At 36.9% G+C, this 17,796-nt stretch carries 11 protein-coding genes; 8 read left to right on the forward strand and 3 right to left on the reverse strand.

The genetic code is table 11. The features are described from left to right. Complete coding sequence (locus tag ACM03V_RS21345) at window positions 1-4,497, reverse strand: eIF2A-related protein (protein ID WP_414622810.1); 4,497 nt, start codon at window positions 4,495-4,497, stop codon at window positions 1-3. Window positions 4,498-4,830: 333 nt separating this feature from the next. Between ACM03V_RS21345 and ACM03V_RS21350 the strand changes: the two genes are divergently transcribed. From ACM03V_RS21350 to ACM03V_RS21380, 7 genes are all read left to right on the forward strand, one after another. Beyond that, window positions 4,831-5,193, forward strand: a complete 363-nt coding sequence (locus ACM03V_RS21350) for a hypothetical protein (protein ID WP_414622811.1) — start codon at window positions 4,831-4,833, stop codon at window positions 5,191-5,193. A gap of 72 nt (window positions 5,194-5,265) precedes the next feature. Beyond that, a complete protein-coding gene (locus ACM03V_RS21355) occupies window positions 5,266-6,066 on the forward strand; it encodes an antirestriction protein ArdA (protein ID WP_414622812.1) in 801 nt (266 codons plus the stop codon). A 332-nt stretch (window positions 6,067-6,398) separates the two neighbouring features. Then, a complete protein-coding gene (locus ACM03V_RS21360) occupies window positions 6,399-7,139 on the forward strand; it encodes an HNH endonuclease (protein WP_414622813.1) in 741 nt (246 codons plus the stop codon). Between the two features lie 56 nt (window positions 7,140-7,195). Continuing rightward, window positions 7,196-7,333: a hypothetical protein gene (locus ACM03V_RS21365; RefSeq protein ID WP_414622814.1), complete on the forward strand. Its 138-nt coding sequence runs from the start codon at window positions 7,196-7,198 to the stop codon at window positions 7,331-7,333. Window positions 7,334-7,409: 76 nt separating this feature from the next. Next, on the forward strand, window positions 7,410-7,703 hold the full coding sequence (locus tag ACM03V_RS21370; RefSeq protein ID WP_414622815.1) for a GIY-YIG nuclease family protein: 294 nt from the start codon (window positions 7,410-7,412) through the stop codon (window positions 7,701-7,703). A 118-nt stretch (window positions 7,704-7,821) separates the two neighbouring features. Then, a complete protein-coding gene (locus ACM03V_RS21375) occupies window positions 7,822-8,718 on the forward strand; it encodes a hypothetical protein (RefSeq protein ID WP_414622816.1) in 897 nt (298 codons plus the stop codon). A 92-nt stretch (window positions 8,719-8,810) separates the two neighbouring features. Further along, a complete protein-coding gene (locus ACM03V_RS21380; protein ID WP_414622817.1) occupies window positions 8,811-9,041 on the forward strand; it encodes a hypothetical protein in 231 nt (76 codons plus the stop codon). Window positions 9,042-9,436: 395 nt separating this feature from the next. Here the strand turns inward: ACM03V_RS21380 and ACM03V_RS21385 are convergent, their stop codons facing one another. Continuing rightward, window positions 9,437-10,009: a Uma2 family endonuclease gene (locus ACM03V_RS21385; protein WP_414622818.1), complete on the reverse strand. Its 573-nt coding sequence runs from the start codon at window positions 10,007-10,009 to the stop codon at window positions 9,437-9,439. Window positions 10,010-10,616: 607 nt separating this feature from the next. On the opposite strand from ACM03V_RS21385, the gene ACM03V_RS21390 reads away from it, so the two are divergent. Beyond that, entirely contained in the window at window positions 10,617-15,425 is a 4,809-nt protein-coding gene (locus ACM03V_RS21390) for a caspase family protein (protein WP_414622819.1), read from the forward strand. Between the two features lie 239 nt (window positions 15,426-15,664). On the opposite strand, the gene ACM03V_RS21395 is transcribed toward ACM03V_RS21390, so the two are convergent. Further along, on the reverse strand, window positions 15,665-17,008 hold the full coding sequence (locus tag ACM03V_RS21395; RefSeq protein WP_414622820.1) for a peptidoglycan-binding domain-containing protein: 1,344 nt from the start codon (window positions 17,006-17,008) through the stop codon (window positions 15,665-15,667). Between the last annotated feature and the right edge of the window lie 788 nt (window positions 17,009-17,796).

A 17,796-nucleotide genomic window follows, 5' to 3' on the forward strand; every position in this document is an offset into this window, starting at 1 on the left:
TTACATTTCTCCATCCTCAACTGCACCTAATGCTTTGAGCGTAGAAATTTCGGCATCAGTTAAGCCTTTGACACCTGTGATGTTCATGCGTTCGTAGGGTCTTCCTTTTAATGTCTTTTTACATTTACCTGCTTCAATATCCCAAATTTTAATAGTTTCATCTCTACCAGAACTGATTACATTTTCGCCATCAGGACTAAATGCAACAGACCATAAAGCGCTGGTGTGACCCTGTAAAGTTTTAATACATTCACCAGTTGCAATATTCCAAAGTTTCACTGTTTTATCAAAGCTAGCACTGGCAAGTATATCACCTCTTGTATTGAAGATAACTGAAGGTATACGATTAGTGTGCCCATGCATGGTTTTTAAACATTCACCAGTATCTATATCCCAAAGTTTCACTGTTTCATCATCACTACCACTGGCAATTATTTTATTTTCAGGAAAACAAGCAATTGAATTCACCCAGTCTTTATGACCTTCTAGAGTTTTTATACATTCACCAGTATCTATATTCCATATTTTGATGGTTTTGTCATAACTACTACTAACAAGTAATGCATTGTTGTAGAAGGCAACAGAACGTACTAAATCTTTATGCCCGTATAAAGTTTTTAAACATTGGCTAGTAGCTATATCCCATAGTTTTATTGTCAGGTCTTCGCTACAACTAGCAATAACATTACCTTCTTGGCTGAAGGCTACAGAGTATATTCGATTGGTATGTCCATGTAAATTTTTCTGACATTGACCAGTATTTATATCCCATATTTTTACCAAATTATCAGAACCACCGCTAGCAATTATTATTCCATTAGGACTAAAAGCAACAGAATGCACTATATTAGAATGTCCCTGCAAGATTTTGAAACATTCATCTTTATTGCTCTTAGTATTCCATAATTCAATTATTCCTTCAGAACTACCGCTAGCAATAATTTTTCCATTGGGATTGACGGATAATGAAAAGATTGAATTAGTATGTCCTCCTAATGTGTCTAAACATTCCCCACTGGAAACATCCCACAATTTTACAGTTTCCCCATAGCTCGCACTAGCAAGTGTCTTGCCATTAGGGCTAAAAGCAACTGAACTAGTTCTTGGTGAGTGCCCACGTAATGTGTTTAAACATTCTCCGCTCGAAACATCCCATAATCTTATAGTTTCGTCATAACTAGCGCTAGCAAGTATCTTGCTATTAGGGCTGAAATCTATCGATTTAACGTTATTTGTATGTTGATCTAATATTCGGATACATTTTCCACTAATAGCTTCCCATAATCTTACTGTTCCATCACAATCACCACTTGCAATTAATTCACTATTGGGACTGAAAACCACTGAAACAATAAAATTTTTATGTCCTTGTAGGATTTGAATGCATTCCCCATTATTGATATTCCACAATCTAATTGTTTGATCGCAGCCACCACTTACAAGGATTGGCTTATTCGGACAGAAAGATATTGATGTTACTCGATCTGTATGACCTTGCAAGATTTTCATACATTTTCCACTCGCAACATTCCATAATCTTACAGTGTGGTCATAACTGCTACTTGCAAGTGTTTGACCATTAGGGCTAAAACTTACTGAACGTAACCATCCAGTATGTCCCAGTAAGCTCTGGAGACACTTACCATTCTTTATATCCCAAAGTTTTATTGTATTGTCGTTACTACCACTTGCAATTATTTGGCTATCAGGACTAAAAGTGACTGAATTTACCCAGCTTGTATGTCCTTCAAATATTTGAAGCTGTCTTCCTGTATCAAATTGATACAAATAAACCATGCCATCGCTGTCGCTCATTGCTATAAAACGACCATCAGGGCTAAATTTTACTGAAGCTACCATACCGAGCATTTTTGTGAAAATGCAATCAGCTAAATTTGCTCTAGCAAAATTAACATGACGCAAGCTGGTACTAGTAAAATCAGCTTCTTGAATGACAGTATGGCTGAAGTTTTTGCCTTCCAAAGCAGCTTTATCGACCTTCACAGCCAAAGTCGCCGCATTTCCCCCAACATAACCTACCTCCTCTTCACTCCTCCCCCGCGTCATCTCAATAACCTTAATCAGCGCTTCATTATTCCCCACCATTCCCAACATCAAATCCATCACCGCTTTTGTTAATGGCGATCGCCCGAAATTTTCCCTTAATTTCTCCAAAGATTCTTTCGTAAATGCTTTTAATTGAGGAACCGCAATACAATTTCCCTCGTTATCTAATTGATACTCAAAATAACCAGACCAAGTATAATCAACAGGTACTGCGGTACGATCCAAACAAGATTGTGCTTGTGCTAATTCCGTAAAATCGTCAGCTAAAGCGCCTAATTCAGCCGCAAATTTATACGCTACAAAAAACTCCAACAAAGAACGATGCGCCGGAGTATAATCCCCATTAGCATTACGAATCAGCATTGTCTGCCCCATCATATCGTAGTGCCAATGATCCAAGTCATTTTGTTCTTGCACAATAGAACCAAACAAGCGCCGAATGCGATCGGGAAACAACTTATAATTAATGCTCATTTGGTCATTGGAAAGCATTTCCCAAGAAAGTTCGCACAAAAAATATAGCTTATCTGCCAAAGAAGTAAATGTGCGTTCGGCTTTGATATCCCGTTCCATCTTTCGTCGCACTGCATACAAATAAACCCGCGACATATCCACTGGTTTACCCGCTTCAATATCTGGTAATGCTTCTAAAATTAAATCAGTCATCACCGGACGACGAGCCAAGTCTAATAGTTGCGGATTGTCCATCACTTGGTCAACGGTTGCAGCTTCCGCTTGATGTAACAATACTTGTCTTATTTGCTCGTCGTTGAATTTCTCCAGTTCCAAAACTTCAAACTGTGGCGTTTCTCCGGTTAAATTCTTAGTAGAAGCTTGTAACTCTGCATTCAGTAAAGCACGTCCTTCTTGAGCTTCCGGAAAATGTTCCGTGCGACAAGTTAAAATCACCTTGGCACCAGGAACCACCACCTTAGCCAGTTCCCAAAAGTTATTAATCATCTGCTGACGGTCAACTTTTGCAGCCATTTCATCAAAACCGTCAAAAATTAGCAGCAGCTTACCCATGCGGTTCAACTGGTCGAATACATCGCTATTTATACGGATATTATGCTGAGTAAAAAAGAACCCCGCTAAAACATTTTCTACATTCAAAGCTTTTGCAAAATCTCGTAAAGTAATCACTACAGGTAAACGGGGACGTTCCAAGCCACGTTTTTGAGCATCTTTGTAGCGCTGTAATGCAGTCCAAGCATAGTGAAAAGCGAACCAAGTTTTACCAGTACCGAATTCCCCCAGTATAGAAATATGCTCCTTCGCGGGGTCATCCAACCATAAATCAATATAGCCATCAATCCAACCGTCGTCTTCCTCATAACGGCTCACACCTATGCGCTGTTTAGTAACTGGATCAAGTTCTTCTTTAGTACAAGCCAATGATACATATTTAGTATCAACTTTTCTACGTTTGATTTCTGCTTCCAGCCAATTAACATAACCGCTAAAATCAGCATCAAGGTCAATCAGTTCGTCAAAAGTAAAACAATCAAGATAACGGTTTTCTTCCTTCTTAACTTCATCACGGGCTGCTCTAGAAATTCGACGAGTAGTTACTAACCAACCTTCATCAGTTTTTTGCTCCTGCACCGAGGAGCGCAAAGCCATTACATCACTAAGTCCGATTTCTCCAGCAATTCCCCGGACTAAAATCCGGTCAAAACTACGCCTTACAGGAATATTGATGATAAATTCAAAATACTCTTCCGCCCAAACTTCATGATTTTCAAAGCTGTAACCCAAAGTTTCAAACCAACCGCGCATTTGTTGAGCTAATGCGATTGCTTCGCAAAAGCCTTTTGGGCTTAACGCCCTACATTGATTTTCAGAAGTTACATCTAAAGTCTGTGCATTTTCCGATAATGCTAGATAATTCTGCGCTGCCAAACGTGCTATTTCTGTACGAATACCTTCAAGAGTTGGCATTCTCTCAAGTTGTTCTTGAATACTAGAAATACTTGTATGTAAAGAACCAATTTGCTGGCTCATCATCGTCGAAGCTGGATTGCGGGTAAGTTTCGCGACTTGCGAAAACACGATGTAAAACGCTGCAATCTCCCGCTTGATATCAATTCTCAAATTTTTGATTTGATCACCCAAAGCATAAGCATCAACAAAAGCATCTACCTCAGACAGCAATATTGAAGGGTTGTTGTGGTCAAATGCTTTGCGAAACGCTGCTTTAATTTCCTGCTGACGAAACAACTCAAGAATGGGCTTAGGCTTACCAACACCATATTCTACAAGAGTATAAGCATATACCCCGCTAAAATCTCCTGGTGGATGTTCTGGGTCAATTTTAAACTGCTTAAGCAGCTTAATTGCAGTCTCATTACGCTGAACCTTTTCTTTAATTAAAGGTTGAGCGATGCCACTAATCGCATTAAACAGCAAATCCAGATTAATTAAGCTCATAGGAGATTGTGCTTATTACAAGGGGTGTTGTAACTGCCAGCAGTTATTACCACTAAAAATTATACACTGCAATACTGGAGTCTAACTTTATACTTTCTCAATGATTCCTGATTGATTAACTTTCCGCATTAGGTGCAAATCACTCCAAAAATCCTAATGCAAGAAAATCATAAGTATTTACCAATATATCTGAAACAGAAAAGAGTACTTGCACCAGCACAAGCAAGTTATCGATTTTTTAAATAGTTAGTGTTTTTCACTTAGTCATGAAGCAAATGCAAATGGGATTACCCGTAGCACCATTATTAGAAACTTATCCAAAAATGAATAAATATGAACTCAGCAGTTGCTCAGGGTGAAAAAAATCAGGATTTTGAACCGATGGAAAGCAACATAGAAGTTTATCGTTCAACAACCATCAAGTTATTAGACAGTACTTTTCTCAATACCTTTATACTGTCAGATTTTGTTGAACTTGTAATTTTTTATGCTGACCAGGAGAAATTGACAATTGAGTTTCATCCCAGTCAGATACCTATTTTAGAAAAGTTGCTGAACAATCTTCGCAGCGTGACGGAACAACAAATTAATCAAAAGATAGAGACTTTGCAATGGGAATTGGAAGAAATGAAAAGCTGTGATAGTCAAATAAAAACGCCAGAATCTTTGCAAAACGGTAACGGTATTAAACAATAACATTTACTAGACAATTGTAAGACTTGCTGCAAGGGAACACATTAAAATAATTTCCTTATAAAAAAAATTTTAATGAAAACCCTGCAAGTCTTATTAAACTGCCCTTTCACTTCAATTAATAAAAAATACTCGACCATTAATATAATATTTGATTCAGAGTTAGATGCTGTATCTATAGCAGAGCAGCTTTATAATGTAGAACGCTTGGATAATATTTTATTTATTCAAAATATTGATTTAAGAGCTTTGAATTTAGCTGTTGCTTTAGCTCAAGTCAAAGCTCCCACTTTTAATGCTAGTTTAAAATGTTTGTTGCCATTTCCTAGAGAAGAAAGGGAATGTACCGATGAGGAAATACCTAAAATTTATGTCGCTTGTCTTAGTAGCTATAATGCTGGGTATTTACATGGTTTGTTGATTGATGCCACTCAGGAACCGGAAGATATAGAAGACGACATTAAATGGATGCTTTCATGGTCGCCAGTTGTAGACACTGAACCTTGCGAGGAATGGGCAATACACGATTATGAATGCTGGGAAGGAATAGAACTTAGCGAATACGAAGATATAAATCGTGTTTCTGAACTAGCGCAGCTGCTTGAAGAACACGGTAAAGCTTACGCAGTTTACTACCAACATTATGGCGAATATGCAACAGAACAAGACTTTAAAGACCGCTATTTAGGTGAATACGAAGACGAAAAAGATTTTGTTTATCAGATGTGGGAAGAATGTGGAATAATTCAACAGCTTGAAGAATTAAATATTCCTACATTCTACATTGATTGGAAAGCAATTGCACGAGACTGGTTTATAGATTCTTACTTCTCTATTGAAGTCGGGCTTAGAGAAACCTACGTTTTTAGTCGTTAGAAAAAGCAACGACTATATGCTAAAAGATAATATTTTAACAAAAACTATAATTATCTAAAAATAGCGTTGTTGTTTATAAATCATAGCTAACATTTTTTCTCTTCACTCCTTAAATTCGATAGAGTCTATTAGTAAAATTACAATTAAATTCATTAAAACATTAATAATTAATGCAGATTAATATGAAAAATTTACATAAAAGCACTATAGATGACACAAGTCTATCGACTATTTATAATGGATATCACAAGTTATAAAGAATATTTCCTTATTCTAGCGTTTTTAAAAAGGTCATATTTAATATGAGAACTCAAAAGTCGAAAGAGTGCATCTTGAAAATTTTAGACAAAATAGGTGAAAATTATATTAAAAAAAATCGGAGTATTCTTGAGCTATCAAATCAACAATTAATCTTGCCTAGATATTCTAAGCTTCTTCAAAATAATCGTTTTTTCTTTGGAATTTCTAAAATACAGCTTGATAGATTTAAGTTTCAGAGGCTATCTATTTTATTTATTTGTGAAAGTGAAGAAAAAGTTTTTGTATTGCCAGCAGAAGAGTTGTTATCCCATCTTAACTATAATCCTGCTCAAGATGGTAGTTGGAAGCTATCTATAGAACAACAATCAGATGACTTTTATTTGCTTATGCCTAGTCGTAATAATTCGATATGTATATCGCATTATCTTAATAATTATACATTGTTGAACTTAGGGATTAGACAAAAAGCCTTTACTATTCCTGAAGAAGTAACTGAATCTGAAAAATATTATGAAGGCACAACTACTAAGATTATAATTAATACATATGAACGCAATTATCAAGCACGTCAAAAGTGTTTAGAAAAACATGGTTTTGATTGCTGCATCTGTGATTTTAATTTTGAAAAAAATTATGGTGCTATTGGTAGAGGCTTCATGCACGTACATCATTTAATACCGTTATCTGAAATTAAAGAAGAATATGAACTCGATCCAATAAAAGACTTACGTCCTGTATGTCCTAATTGTCATGCTATGATTCATATGCGTAAACCTCCTTACACCCCTGAAGAGATATTATCTTTGTTTTAAATTTAAAGCAGAAAATCAACTTCAAAAACTAAAAATAAAACTAAAACAAGCATAACTTGATTTATCGAATCAAAAAGACCAGCAATTTTCTGTCTTCAATAGAATTACAGACGATTATCAAAGAACAATTAGCTCTGAATAAAGAATTGGGTTTAGTTGAAGAAGATACTCAAGTTGTAGATACGATTGAGTAAAACATACATAGGGAAAAATTATTCTATCTTGATAAGCACTGCTTAGGTTGCAAAAACAATCTAGGTGGTGCATATCATGGGTTATGTTTATCTTTTACATTTCTCGAATCCCATAGGTAATCCAAAGAATCCAAAAGGAACCGCTCAACATTATTTAGGCTATACCAGCAGAAGTTTAAAAAAGCGTTTAGAAGAACATAATAATGGAGTAGGGGCGAAGATTACTCGTGCTGTTGTACAGGATTACAAATACAAATTGCAACTGGTTCGCCACTGGTCAAAATGCAATCGCGAGTTAGAAAAGCAACTTAAACAGCGTCATAGTCCGGTTAGTTTGTGTCCCCTTTGTAAACCGATAAAAACTAATTAACAATTTGAAAAAATCAACCTTAATATAATGTGCTTCGCACTAAAAAAGGTGAATAAATAACTCTTTAATTGAATTATTAAAGGGTGCAGTAAACATCGAATACTATATCACTTCAATCATGCTTAACATCAAAAAGAATCGCCAACTCGGTCAACAAACATCTGCTCGTAAAGAAACAATTCAATACTACTACCGCGTTGCAGCCTTGTGGTATGAAACTAAATCCCAAGCCATTAATTTACTTGACTGGAAGCAACTTTGGTCAGAAGCGAGAGAAGAAGGAGAATTGCAGCAATTTCTGATTGCTCCAGGATACCGAAACGAAAATCAAAATCCCTATGCTGATGATGAAGGCGATCGCCGAGGTTATACACCACCCTCCTACGACATGAAAGCCTACTACGCTTGGCAGCACCAGCGTTTGACTGAAATCTTCGCATCTGGAATAGGGGATATATCTATGATTGATAAACAAAATCCCGACGAAAAGCAGCTTCAAAATATTCATAAGAATCTTCGGGATTACATAATTGAGCAATTGGATATCCTGCTTTTAGAACCAGAACATCAGCATCGGCTAGCTGAAATTAAATGTAACCTTACCTCAGATGAAATTGAAGAATGGATAGAACTCGATTCAGAAGATTATTTAAGTCCCGAAGAACAAGAATATCGCAATGAACTCCGGGTGAAAATAATCTACGCTTTGAGTGAATTACTGATAGTGCTTAACAAAGAACGAATGAATAAGCGTAACGAGATGAAGCGACTAGAACAACAAGAAGACTTTGAACTGGTTAACCTCAAGCACGCTGAAACCTTAATGGCACGCAATACGGTATCTCAAGAACTGAGTGATATTGATTTAAGAAGAATAGTTAGTTCTCGTACTAGTAAGCTTGAAGAAGCCAAGGCTTGGGCTCAAGAACATGGTTACGATTGGGAGGGTAACGATAGCGACATTGAAAATGTTTCTGTAGTTAACGAAAGGTTGGAAGAATGTTGTTCTAATTAGAAAAATAATAATAAAGCTGGGTTACTTTATGACTCAGCTTTATTTTTTTCAAGAAAATAAGATTTGTTTTAGTTTTATAGTTGGGGATGAATATGAAAACTCCTATTTGTGCAAACTTTATTTTACAAAGTACTGATAGTAATGACAAAATTTTTATTGTTACTACAATAGAAGAAGTTAAAGCCATAATAGAAGTACAAGATGGAGTAGAAAATTTATTAGGAGTACTAGAATTAACAATCGAGCAAGGAGATGTAATAGCTAAAATATTACGAGTTGGTTATAAAGAGAAGCCGATAAAAATTAAGCTATGCACTCTTTAGATTAGCAATGCTAAGGGCAAAAAAGATTAGTAACCGTTCACGGGATTTCGATACGCTACCGAAGAAAATAAGTACCGCTTAGATGTTAGATTAAAAGGCATTGCCCAAAAATAACGTTTTCAATATCATGATTTGAAAAAATTTTGTAACCACTTTTACGCAACACGTTCCCAACGAATAAGTTACATTTTAGTTATTTTGTTGAAAGGTAGTAATCCGGTTGGTGTGAGGAGAAAGTTTTTTAGAGGATGTTTGAAAAGTATCCGGCGCTTTATTACCGCTACTACATAAGCAAAACCCGCAGTAAGGCGGGTTTAAAATCAATCAGTCCACGCAGGTGGACATTGTTTGTGTAGCTGCGACTTATAGCCGCCAAGTAAAGTATATAATCTGACTTAAGGAAAGATTTTTGATAAATCTAATGTTAATTCTGGGAAATAAGGTAAATTAACTGATTCGTTGGGAAGATAAATAATTTTATGACGATAATTAAATTTACCTTGTGAATCTTGTAATGGTTCGCGATGAGTTTCTAAACAATTTTCAATTAAATTGAATATCCAGTAATCGGAAATAGCTGCTTGAGCATAAAGCGGTAATTTAACTTCTCGGTCGTATTTTAATGAAGAATCAGCGATTTCAATTAAAAGTAATACATTTTGGGGAGTAGGATGAGAACTGAGATAATCATCATCTTTATTTTGAAGAATTGCTACGTCCGGTTCGGGTTCGCTATCTGGATTTATACAAATCGGGTCTTGACTTTGTAAGGTAGCGTGGTTTGCAATTAATATTGATAGCTCTCTGATAAGTCGTCTGTTAAAAGTTGAATGTAGTTTACCTTTCGCTACCATTGGAATGATTTCTCCCCTAATTAGCTCAACTCGATCGTCTTCATTAAAAAATCCGAGTTCTGCTAAACGGTTGTATTCATCTATGGTAAAGCGTTTAGCCGTAATTATGGTCATAGCTTTTAGAGGTGGAATTATATTTGAATTTTAGCTGCTTCACATCAAACTCGAATTATCGAAAAATAGCGATCGCAATTAAGATCAATTACAGCTTCATATTAGGTTTAAGGTACATTTGTACTTTTAACATCAACTACAAATATTTGATATCAAAGTAAAGTGACGTAAAAAAAATTATCATTTTACTCAAATAAAAATATTTGATGTAATTTTGAAGGAGGAAATTTGATCTTGTAAAGTTTCCTTACTAATATTCTTTAAAACTGCATAAGTTCATTTTACTTCCACCCATATTATTTTAGGGAAGATACGATAAATAAAATCTTATCTAAAGTATCTGTCTTAAGATAGATTTATTCTTTTGAATCTCTCTTGGTATCTTTTGATAAAGAATAACAATTTAATAAAATAAATAATTATGATTCTTCATTTATGGAAAGTATAATAATTGCTTGAATAACTACTAGCAATTCAAAAAAACCGTTCCATAACAACCAGATTGTAAAGAAGTAAAAGCTAAAACTAAAGTTTTTTCTGCGATTATATTTTATTAACTTTGTCATTAACTTTGCTAAGTAGGGCTTGCTGAAAAACGAGATATGGAATGATGTGGGATAATAAAAGAACCAACTTTGAGCGCAATTTAGCAGTCGTCATCGGCATTGATCGATATGACAGCAGAGGAATTCACGACCTGCAAACAGCTGTCAGCGATGCGATCGCCATTGCGAACCTACTTCGAGATGAATATGGTTACAAAGACGAGCACATTGTCCGTCTGTTCTCTCCTAAAGACGATAAATATCCTCCAGCTACACTTGAACAACCGTTCTCTCCTGAAGGCGATAAATATCCTCCAGCTACACTTGAACAACTCCGGCTATTACTCACTGAAACCCTTCCAAATAAACTTAAACCAACTTCGGCGGATCGTTTGCTCTTTTACTTTGCAGGTCATGGCATTTCTCGCAACAGTCAGGATGGTCCCGCAGGCTATCTGGTTCCTCAGACGGCTGAACAGGGGAATCAGGATTCTTTCCTTTCAATGCGCGAATTGCATGACGCACTGAGCAAGCTTGAGTGCCACCACCTGCTGATCATTTTGGACTGTTGCTTTGCAGGTACATTTCGCTGGGCAAGCAGCCGAAAGTTAATGCCAATTCTAAAGACAGTTCACAAGGAACACTACGATCGCTTCATCCGCTATCCGGCTTGGCAAATAATCACGTCTGCTGCTCACGATCAACAGGCAATGGATTTTTGCGTAGACCAGCGTAGCAGTGCAAAGGAAGATACAAAACACTCTCCGTTTGCGCTCGCGCTGATTGAAGGACTACGGGACAATAAAGCAGATATCATTCAAGATCAAGTCATTACTGCCCACGAACTTTATTTTTATGTAAATAGGCGAGTTAACAAATTATCGAGCGAAATGCAAACGGCTGGAATCTATCCTATGCGGTTAGAATATGACAAGGGCGAATACATTTTTACCCGACCGGGCTTCAAGCGGGATTATTTAACACAAGCACCACCACTTAATGAAGATAATAATCCCTATCGGGGACTCAAAGCTTTTGAAGAAAAGCATTCACGCTTTTTCTCTGGGAGAAAGGCATTAGTGGAAGACCTATCGGGTCATCTTACCAATTCTCACTATCCCCTCACGGTTGTTTTAGGTGCGTCAGGTACTGGTAAGTCAAGTTTAGTACAAGCTGGACTGCTGCCTTATCTCCGGCAAAAGCAGGACAAAGAGCAGCCAGCACAATGTTGGTACATCCTCGATCCCATGCGCCCCGGCAAATCTCCCTTTAAAGAGTTAGCTAGAGCCTTTTTACCCGTTGCTAATAATAAACTAATCGATCAATTGGATCAAGTCAGTTTTTTGGATAAAATATTTGCTGAAATTCTTGATCCCAATAGCAAACAAGAGCAAAAAGCTGCCAATCTAAACCCAACTCAATCTGATATTCTAAAACGAGGCTTAGGCGATGAAGCTTTTGATGTATATAAACTGGCAGACTGTTGGAATAATGGTACTCCTGAAGCTAAATTGTTACTGGTGGTAGACTATTTCAATCAGTTACAGGGGTTTTGTCACCAGCCCCAAGAGCAAGCACAACTCTCTAGCCTTTATAGTGAAATTAACAATATTCTCAATCAACTTACTCAAGCGCTTCAGCAGAAGCTTGAATACTTCACTGATTTGATGGCAAGATGGAGTCAAGAGAATCCCAATACTAAGCTCTTGCTCGTCATCGATCAATTTGAAGAACTCATTACTATGAGCCAGGACAAGCGCGGGAGTGAAGAACAGAGTAATTCGCAGGAGCAGAATGAGCACAAGGAGCGGCAACGGTTCTTATCCCGTTTGAAGCTAACTTTGAAACAATATCCTCAGCAATTGCACATTGTACTGACGTTACGTTCTGATTTTGAGCCTTGGTTCCTCAACTCAAAATTGAAGAAGTACTGGAAGAATGCTCGGTTTCCGGTACGGGCAATGAACTCCGATGAGTTGCGGGATGCAATTGAGGGGCCAGCTTTAAAGCAAGCGTTGTATTTTGAGCCACCAGAATTGGTGGGCAAGTTGATTGATGAAGTGGGGCAGATGCCGGGAGGATTGGCATTGCTCTCATTTACGTTGAGCGAACTTTACATCAAATTGCACGAGCGTTGGACGAAGGATAATGCAACCGATCGCGCTTTGCGAATTAAAGACTATGAGGCACTCGGCGAAGTTGCAGGAGCGCTGACTCGTCGCGCAACAGAAGAGTATGACAACCTTGTTAAAAATAAAAAGTTTGGCAAAGCATTAGGTAAGGCATACCAAGCAACAATGCGACGGGTGATGCTGCGGATGGTGGCGATTGAAGGGGGAGGAGTTGCACGGCGACGGGTGCTAACATCTGAGTTAGAATATTCAGATCCAAAAGAAAATAAGCGTGTGGAGTATGTAATTGAGCAGCTTGTCAACGTTCGCCTCTTAGTGAAAGGACATGAAGATAAAGCACAATATGTAGAACCAGCCCATGATTTATTAATCCAAGGATGGGGTTTATTACAGGAATGGATCAAGGATGAGCAAGAAAATTTAGTGCTTCAAAACCGTCTGGCTGCACCTACACTTGATTGGAACAATGCTAAAGACTCTGCTGAAAACCCCGAGCAATTTCTGTGGAAACAAGACCCTCGTATTGAATTGTTGGAAAAAATAGCTGAATCTAAAAATAATTGGCTCAATAAATTAGAAGCAGAGTTTGTTCAGGCTTGTGTACAGCACCGCGATAGAGAATCAAGAGATAAATTAGAAAAAGAGATCGAGCTTTATACTGAACTATCACAAAGGCTGTTTACTGCAAATGATCGGCTTGATGCAATAGCTAAGATGATTGAAGCTGGAAAACGTTTGCAGGAAGGTCTGAAAATTACTGCTCATAAACGACTAAATTTTATAATTAAATTTAATCAATTATTAAGTGAATTAGGAGAGCTTAACAGCATTGATATAGGAGAGCCAGTAATCAATTGTAGCTTTAATCAAAAAAAACAAGTCATTGCTACTGTATCTGGTCCAATTAATGAGAATTTGCGCCTTTGGGATTGGAAGGGAAATCGAATAAAAGTTGAGAACAAAGAAGAGAGCATTTACGATTTAGCTTTTAGCCCAGATGGGAACATTCTTGTTACTGGTGGAGAGGATGGAATAATTAGATTCTATAGAAGAGACTTGCAGGGTCACTATTCCTTAGATAGCACTATAGATAATGCAAAAAAACATAGCTATCAAGTTATTTATGTAGACTTTAGTCCAAATGAAAATGAAAAACTTTTGGTTTCTGTTGGCATTGATAGAAATATAAATTTTTGGGACTGGGACGGTCATTTTGTGATGACGCTAACTACGCATCACTGTCCTGTAGGACAAATAGCTTTCAGCCCAAAGGACAAACTGATTGCTTTTACTGATGATGATGATAACAAAAAGAATGTTATAAAAATCTGGGAATATCAAGATAGAAAGAAGCTTCTCGAAATTGATACAAGGCACAATGGTGAAATTTCAGCAATTGCTTTTAGTCCTGATGGCGAAACTTTAGTTTCAGGCGATTCGAGTGGGAGCCTTTTAACTTGGCCCATCAGAAAAGATTTGAACGAACCTCAGTTCCTTATGTATGGTGAAGATGAATCAAGCGTAAGCGATATTGCTTTCAGCCCTGATGGCAAGATAGTGGCATCATCTCATGTTAATGGCATTATTAATCTTTGGGATACTTCGTGCATCACTTTCTCTAAAAACTTACAGAAATTATATAACTTAGCAGGGCATAAAAATAGAATCAGTAAGATTAGCTTCATATTAAATAATCTCGAATTACTTTCTAGTAGCTATGACAAAACAGTTAAATTTTGGTCTTTTCAAGACAGATTTAAAGGATACTCAGGAACTAGAGTTCAGCAAATTAGTTTTAGCGCAGATAACCGAATCGTAACTACCATAGATGAGGACGGAAATTTAAAGCTTTGGAGTTCCAACGGAGAATTAGAAAAAGAATTCAACGATGATCAAAGTAAGATTTGCAATGCTCAATTAAGCCATGACAATGAAATTATTGTGGCAATAGGAAACCATGGGGAAATTAAGCTGTATAGCAAAGGTGGGGAAATAATGTATAGTCCTACTGGTAAATATGAACAGCCAATTAGCCTCCTTAGTCGTAGCCCTAAAGAAGACATCTTTATAACAATAAGCAACGATACTACTATAGATCTTTGGAGGCTAAATAGAGATTCTTTGAATATAGAGTTATTGAATATATTAACTGTGTATCATGAGCAAATTACGGCAATTACTTTCAGTGGTGATGGTATGTTTTTTGCTTCAGGTAGTGCTGACGGCACAGTTAAAGTTTGGAATCTTGATGGTAATCAACCATCTAAAACAATCTCTTTTGTTGGAGGTAGTATTGTCCATCTAAGTTTAAGCAAAGATGGCAGTATGATTTGCGTAGTTGATAATAAACATGAAATCAAACTTTATAATCGTAGTAATGATATCATACATCTTAAAGGTAGAGAGAATAAAGAGAAAATTTCTGCTTTAACATTTTACGACGAAGATAAACTAATTGTTTCAGTTAATAAATCTGGTTACATAGATATCTGGAGTATCGATGCTACTTATCGACCAGGGATCAAAGCATTGGATGAACAAGCATTGGATAAAAAAATTGAGGCTGCTGCTTTTAGTTCCAATGGGGAAGAAATCGCTATGGCTACTTGTTTAAGTGAAAAACTTTATAGCTATAGAAGAATACAAATTTTGAATTTAAATCTAAACTTACTGATAGAAACTGCTCGTAAGCGCATTCGGAATTACTTAGAATATAAAAATTGGACAAGTCAGCTGTAAGTCAGCTATTTATTAGGGTTTTCACCTTAAAATGTACCCAATCTACTAGAGCGAAGTTCTATTCCTTATAAAATATAGCAATCCGGAATCATTGGTGAGAAAATACTGATACAAGGTATAAGTAAATTTTGCGTTTCTTAAGAATCATTTAGGATTGCCATATCAAAAAAACTGGAAAGACTATGACCTACAGGGGCGCGGGTCGATGTGGGAACTGACTTACTGAGACCCGGTCAATGTCAGGGGTTAGAAGTCCTATATGAAATTAAGTATGCTGGTGGAAATGAGTGGTAATCCCATCTAACGCATGTCCAACTGGTGGACGCTGATATCCTTGTTTTCCCATCTGTGGGGAACGTGCCGCGGAAAGCCGCCAGTGCAAACAGATCTTTATTTGTTCTATCAGCCCCTAAGCTCCAGCCGTCTGCTTTACGCTTGTAACCCTCTCCCTCCAACATTACCTCGGCATATTTTGTTACAACTTTAAAGTCTAGCTTGGGGTAACAGTCGTCTAGATAGTTCTTGATTTTTTGAAGCACCACCGTTGTGTCCTGTGACTCATCGAATTTGTTTTTAACAAATTTAGCTAATTCTTCAGAAGAAATATTAGTTCTACGAGCGTGCGCAAGTAAAGTCTCCGTAGCCTTGATTTGTTCGTCTGAGACTGCATTTTTATACGATATCAAGTCTGATGCAGTTTCCGGCGAGAAGATGTTTCCCAAGCCAGTTGTAGCAACCAGAACCCTAGGACTATCAAGTCCACGGGTGCTTTCAATTAGGTTACCTATTCTTGCAATCTTCTTACCAATGTTGCTCAAGATTGGCAGAGGATTCTTAATAGGACCTCTTGCAACCTTGTTCTCACCCGAGGATATGTATTGAACCAGTTGCAGACCCGATGTAGAAGTGCGTTCCGATGGTATCCGCGTCCCAGTGCATTGTGGAAATTTGGATTCCACTGGAAGACTGGACAGATGGAATTTAAAGTCACCTCCCGTCAAATTACCCAGTGAAACCTTATCCTTGCGGTCTATGCTTACTTGCCAACCGTTACTGTACGTGGCGCTCATTTTTCGCTCATGGCAAGGTGGAATGTATACGTAGCGAGAATACTTTGCCTCCCCAGGCGCATAGAGAAATACTATCGCTTCGTATTGAGTATCGTTGACCAATTTCAGCTTGCCATACTGTAGGGGTCTTTGGCTAAGATTGTCCAATCCTAAACTTACAAGAGTTTCAGGTGTGGCAATTCCATTAACTGGTAACCTGTTTGCTGCTTGGTAAGATTTGAGTTTTCTTAAGGTTTCCGACCCAAAGATCCCATCAACCGCAATACCTCCTAATTTTGATTGCAATGTTGCTATACCTGAACCTCTATCTCCATAACTAAAGGTTTTATGTACAGTCTCAGCTTGAGCAGCTGTCCCTGCGACTACTCCGGCTGTAATACAAGCTACCGCGATCGCAATAGACTTCACTACATTGAGTACTCTGTGTTTTATATTCACAAAAGCCCTGAGCTTAGAAGGTGGATTTAAGTCTTCGTGGCGAATATCAATTTGGGTATCAGCTAATTTTTTCATGAAAAATACATCCTTATAAAAATATGGAAGAATAGCAACACTTATCCAACTTAGCCTTTAGTAGAAGCGAAATTAGGAAATTGAAAAATGGTAAGGCTTAATATATTTACTCGTCTTACCTTTCAATCAAGTCATACCACTAACTATTAGGTAATAACTCCAAAAAAACTTTCAAAAATTAGGCTCTCTTTTATAAACTCACTTAAAATAAAGTCATTATATAGATAAGACTTTCAAGCTTAATTTAGTTTTTTTTTCTAACAGTACTAACATTCTTAAGTTGATATGAGTTAATAAGCTAGAAATAATTATGTGCTTATGCAGTTTAAAAACTCGCTCAACCGACATTTAACTTTTTGTCTAAAACTGGTCTTATAGCACCCCCTATTTGATTTTTGAACTACACGTAGGTGCGGCATAGCCACACAAAGCGTTGATACTAAAATATTAGCAAGTTGGTTTATAACTTAAATAAGATTGCTATGAGTTTAGTTAGCTGCACCCATTTATTCAACACCATAGAATTATACATTAAATAATTATCAAATTTACCAACTGTGAGTAAAAAAAAGTAAATTTCTCTCTTTATATAGAGAATTTTAAATTGTTAAATTAATATATTGGGTGCCAACCGTATTAACTTATGCAGTTATTCAGCAAAACTGTAATAAAACTTTGTACAGTCCCTTTATTTCACTGTAAATTGCCTTAATTTTTAATTTGGAAAAGAGAGATGAATAATACTTTATCGTCAAAAAAATGTTTTAATATTTAGGAACTGCATCTGT

Origin of the sequence: Calothrix sp. CCY 0018 (assembly GCF_963920925.1) — a bacterium.
GTDB lineage: Bacteria > Cyanobacteriota > Cyanobacteriia > Cyanobacteriales > Nostocaceae > Rivularia.